The sequence below is a fragment of the Dyadobacter sp. genome (genome assembly GCF_051859145.1).
In the GTDB taxonomy this organism is placed as follows: domain Bacteria; phylum Bacteroidota; class Bacteroidia; order Cytophagales; family Spirosomataceae; genus Dyadobacter.
The window spans coordinates 1-5,069 of the sequence record NZ_JBHYGF010000315.1 but is presented as its reverse complement, the minus strand read 5'-3'; the positions used below and the strand labels follow the sequence as shown (position 1 = coordinate 5,069).

At 51.7% G+C, this 5,069-nt stretch carries 5 protein-coding genes; 4 read left to right on the top strand and 1 reads right to left on the bottom strand.

Annotated elements, in window-relative coordinates; translation table 11 throughout:
• From ACTIE6_RS17255 to ACTIE6_RS17245, 3 genes are all read left to right on the top strand, one after another.
• Window positions 1–798, top strand: a 798-nt coding sequence (locus ACTIE6_RS17255; protein WP_439557828.1) for a CgeB family protein, incomplete at its 5' end; no start/stop codon positions are given.
• Window positions 795–1,883, top strand: coding sequence for a CgeB family protein (locus tag ACTIE6_RS17250; protein WP_439557827.1), 1,089 nt, complete (start codon window positions 795–797; stop codon window positions 1,881–1,883). The genes ACTIE6_RS17255 and ACTIE6_RS17250, both read left to right, overlap by 4 nt.
• The gene (locus ACTIE6_RS17245) at window positions 1,880–2,998 is read left to right on the top strand and encodes a CgeB family protein (RefSeq protein ID WP_439557826.1); all 1,119 of its coding nucleotides are present in this window, start codon (window positions 1,880–1,882) and stop codon (window positions 2,996–2,998) included. The genes ACTIE6_RS17250 and ACTIE6_RS17245 overlap by 4 nt, the downstream gene beginning before the upstream one ends.
• A gap of 24 nt (window positions 2,999–3,022) precedes the next feature.
• Here the strand turns inward: ACTIE6_RS17245 and ACTIE6_RS17240 are convergent, their stop codons facing one another.
• Window positions 3,023–4,513 (bottom strand): hypothetical protein, encoded by a 1,491-nt coding sequence (locus ACTIE6_RS17240; protein ID WP_439557825.1) that lies wholly within the window; start codon window positions 4,511–4,513, stop codon window positions 3,023–3,025.
• Window positions 4,514–4,852: 339 nt separating this feature from the next.
• Between ACTIE6_RS17240 and ACTIE6_RS17235 the strand changes: the two genes are divergently transcribed.
• Window positions 4,853–5,069 (top strand): carboxypeptidase-like regulatory domain-containing protein (locus ACTIE6_RS17235; protein ID WP_439557824.1); only part of this gene is annotated, 217 nt, incomplete at its 3' end.

Below are 5,069 nucleotides of genomic sequence, written 5' to 3'. Positions count from 1 at the left end.
GAGAAAAGAAAGAAGTACGATTTCAAGCTGCTGTTCCACGATACGCACCACCGCGCCGTGACCGAGAAGGCGAGCATGAGCGAGTATGATATTTCCAATTACGACGGCGTACTCGCATTTGGCGGCAAGATCAGGGATATCTATTTGTCGGAAAAGTGGACCAAAAATGCGTGGACCTGGCATGAAGCTGCGGATACCAATGTTTTTCGCCCCATTGAAAACAATAGCTACGAAGGTGATTTTGTGTGGGTGGGCAACTGGGGCGACGAGGAGCGTACCAAGGAGCTTTTCGAGTTCATTATAGAACCTGTGAAAGAAATGAAGCTGAAAGCGAAAATATACGGCGTGCGCTATCCCGATCACGCAAAAGCCGCATTGGCCGATGCAGGTATCGAGTACGCAGGCTGGCTGCCCAACTTCAAAGCGCCGGAGGTTTTTTCGAAGTACCGGTTTACAGCCCACGTGCCGCGTGGCCCGTATGTAAAAGCATTGCCGGGTATCCCGACAATCCGCCCGTTTGAGGCGCTTGCCTGTGGTATCCCGCTGATTTCGGCTCCGTGGGACGATGCAGAAAACCTGTTTACGCCCGGGAAGGATTTTGTTTTTGCCAAAAATAAAGAAGAAATGAAACGCTGGATCGACCGCGTGCTGACAGACGAAAGCCTGGTAAAAGAAATGACCACGCACGGGCTGGAAACGATCCGCAGCAAGCATACCTGCGCACATCGTACGGATGAATTGTACCAGATATGCGAAGAATTGGGTGTTAACAACTTAAACCAAACTACGACGCTATGAAATTTGCATTCTTCGGTTCAAGCCTTGTTTCAGCTTACTGGAACGGCGCTGCAACCTATTACCGGGGCATTATCCGCGCCATGAATGAACTCGGGCACGAGATCACATTTTACGAGCCTGATGCTTATGACCGCCAGAAAAACCGGGATATGGAAGATCCTGAATGGGCGCGGATCGTGGTTTACCAGCCCAATGAGGAAGATGTAGCCAGGGTGCTGAACGACGCGATAGATGCAGACGTGATCATCAAAACCAGCGGCGTAGGGGTTTTTGACGAGCTGTTGGAAAAGGAAGTTGCGGCACTAGGACAAAAGGACAAGTTCGTGATCTTCTGGGATGTGGATGCGCCTGCTACGCTGGACCGCGTACATCACAATGAAAATGATTATTTCAAAGACCTCATTCCGCAATACGATCTCATATTGACTTACGGCGGCGGGGATCCTGTGATCAATGCGTATACAGAGCTGGGCGCAAGAAAATGTGTGCCGATCTACAATGCGCTCGATCCTGCGACGCACCATCCCGTTGAAACGCAGTCGCGCTTTGAAGGCGATCTGGTGTTTTTGGGTAACAGACTGCCTGACCGCGAGAAGCGCGTCGAAGATTTCTTCCTGAAAGTGGCGGCGGAAATGCCTGACCAACGCTTTATCCTGGGCGGAAATGGCTGGCACGATAAGCCAATGTCTTCCAACATCAATTACATCGGTCACGTATTTACCAAAGACCATAATGCATTGAACTGCTCGCCGAAAGCGATCCTGAACATCAGTCGCGACAGCATGGCGAAATACGGCTTTTCTCCCGCCACGCGCGTGTTTGAAGCGGCTGGCGCCGGAGCCTGCATTATTACCGATTACTGGGAAGGTATCGAGTTTTTCTTTGAGCCGGGGGTAGAGATACTGGTGGCCAGGAGCGGGGACGAAGTCCGGAGTTTGCTTAATTCCCTCACCGCAGAGCACGCAGCGCAGATCGGGCAGGCGGCTTTGAATAAGGTTTTGGAAAAACATACTTACGCACACCGCGCCGTGGAGCTGGACAAGCTTCTGAAGGACGAGCTTACATTAAACAAAGCGGCGGTATGACAGAAGGTAATTTGAAAATAGTGGTCCTGGGTTTATCCATTACTTCTTCCTGGGGAAACGGGCACGCTACTACATTTCGCGGGCTGATCCGTGAGCTGCACCGGAACGGGCACGACGTCACTTTCCTGGAACGCGACGTACCCTGGTATGCTTCCAACCGCGACCTGAAAGATTTTTCGTATTGCAAAACGATCCTTTACCAGAACATCGACGAACTGAAAGCTGCTCATTCGGAAACGATCAGGAATGCAGATCTGGTCGTAGTAGGTTCCTATGTGCCGGAAGGCGTGGACGTTGGGAGGTATGTTACCCAAACGGCCGAAGGTATCACTGCATTTTACGACATTGATACGCCGGTTACGCTCGCGAAGATCAAAAAGGAGGATTACGAATACCTGCACCCGAACCTGATCCCGCTGTACAATATGTACCTGAGCTTTACCGGCGGGCCAACGTTGACTTACCTGGAAGAACATTACGGCTCGCCCATGGCGCGTCCATTCTATTGCTCTTTCGATCCCGAACTCTATTATCCCGAAGCCCACGAAAAGCAATGGGACCTGGGGTACCTGGGTACTTACAGCGACGACCGCCAGCCGCCGCTCAAAGCATTGATGCTGGATGCAGCGGAGAAAATGCCTGGGGGTAAGTTTGTAGTAGCAGGTCCGCAATATCCCGGCGATATTCAATGGGCTGGCAATGTGGCGCGCATTGAACATTTGCCGCCTTCGGAACACCGGAAGTTTTACAATAGTCAGCGCTTTGCGATGAACATCACGCGGGCAGATATGATCCGTGCAGGTTACTCACCCAGCGTGCGCCTGTTTGAAGCCGCTGCCTGCAATACGCCCATTATCAGCGATTATTGGGAAGGCTTGGACACGATCTTCGAGCACGGCAAAGAGATACTGATCTCGCATTCGGCTGAGGATACGGTTGGCTTTTTAACGAACATTACGGAAAGTGAGCGGCAGGCTATTGCTGAAAATGCAAGACGCAAAGTGCTGGAATTTCACACCGCTGCCCACCGGGCTACGGAGCTGGAAGGGTATTATGCCGAGGCAATGCGCATGCGTGAAGCAAGTACCGCCGCAATCAGGCCGGATACTTATTAAATCGGCATTCAACAGCAAATTGAGCTACACATTTGCACGAACTGCCACTGCCAGATCAGCAACGAACCGGGGAAGCTGTACTGCCAGCATCCCCGGCGTAGTTAGCTCGATTTCTTGCTGCTCCAAGACAACTCCATTCAATGTATCCCAAAAATGAACTGAATAAGTACCCGCGGACATACCCGGGATTTGGACAGTCACATTGATAGGGGATGCATTTTCATCCAGCGTTTTCAGATTACCGGCCTTCTTAACCAGCGTATCGGCACGCATTGCCCAGAGTACCGCCTGCCGCCCGTCGGCGCTGGCGAACACAGCCACATGGTGATTGCTTGAAGCTATTTCATCATTCAGGTTTTTTCTGCGAAAATTTTTCCAGTCGATCAGGTTCGTGAAGCCCGACAAGCTTTTCTGCGCCAGCCGCATGCCGGGCGTCAGACAATGCGGGTGCCGGTTAGGCCAGCGCATTCCGCCGCCTGCTGCTCCCGAAGCCAGGTGCGCCCATTGTATGTGACGGAAATATTCATCGTCAAAAAAGGCGGGGAATGTAATGTGTTTGTCTTTAAACGCGTGAATAGGCCCGTGCTCACTATCGAAAAACGGCCTGTCCGCTGGTAGGTGCGACAAAGCTTCTCTCACGAGCCGGCCCGCAGCGATAGCCGACGCGACGGTATCTTTCGGGTTGTCGATCGTAGCTGCATCGTAAAAGTGGGTACTCGCAAAATCAAGGTCGGCGTGGCGGAAAATCACGTCGGCGGCTGCCGGGTGATCGTTCAATACGGGCCCGAATATCGAAACGGTCTGCGGGTGAGTGCGCCCGTACAGCCGCATTTCAATGTCCCGCAAATGCGTACTCAGTTCGTGAACGAAGGTTTCGAAAACGTCGGTGTGGCCGCCTGCGTGCGCCGGGTGGATTTCATTCCAGAGATCCCACGCAAAAAGAACGCCGCTGCCGCCCCAGCGTTCGGCAACGAATGTCAGCCTGTTTTTGATCGCCTTCAATGTATCCGGACAAATCAGCCACTCGGAGCGTTTTTTACAAGGACCGCCGTGTAATTTATTGTAAGGATGGTGCCGCCAGCGTATCCACATCCAAAAAGTATCAACCGGTGTGAGCAGTATGCGGATCTTGTGTTGGGCACACAGCACAAAAAGATCATCCCAGAGCCTGATCATATTGGGCGAAAATGTACCTGCGGGTTTTTCAAAATACCGGTGCTCTCCCTGTGCATATTCCAGCATCAGCCGGATGCAGGTAACCCCGTGCGCAGCAAGCCAGGCGAGATAATCCTCTGCCTGCTGCACGTTTTTACGCCTGAAAAGACCCTCCAATTCCGGCCAGGTAATCGCATCATTCTGCCCGATCGGCGTCCAGTTTTCACCTTCTTCCGTCATAAAGTAGGGTGTACCCGGCACCACCTGCACCCAAGCCAGCTGATCCAGCACCATACCAGCCTGCCGGCCCGCCACCTGTTTAATACCGGTATTACCAACACCTGTTCCAAGTAAACTCATAGAATAGTCCAGATATCAAAAAATATCACCAATACCACGCCCCAAAAAATCTCCCGCACAAAGTCCAAAATCATGCCACAAAAAACATCAAGACAATAGTCACTGACTAATCTCATCCACTCATTACCCGTTCCATTCAGTCATTCAGTCATTCAGTCATTCATTCATTCATTCATTCAGTCATTCCCCGTTCCACGGCGGCTCATTCAATCATTCACTCATTAAAAATCGACAAACGCCCTTCGTCCTCCCCACAATGCCTTCTGCCGACGATGGTTTTAAAACTCATCAATAGGTTATTACTTCCTTTTTTGTCCAGTTTTAATTCCTATTAGGTCCATGAAAAAACATCTATTCATCATCTTCTTCCTGCTTGCCGGCGCTGCGGAAACGCTGCTGGCGCAGAACAGGGTCATTACCGGAAAGGTAAGCGACGCCAATACCCGCGAGGCACTGCCTGGGGTGAGTGTCCTGGTCAAAGGTACGCAGACCGGTACCGCTAGTGACACAGAGGGTAACTTCAAAATCGAAGTGCCTGCCAGTGCGCCTGTACTCG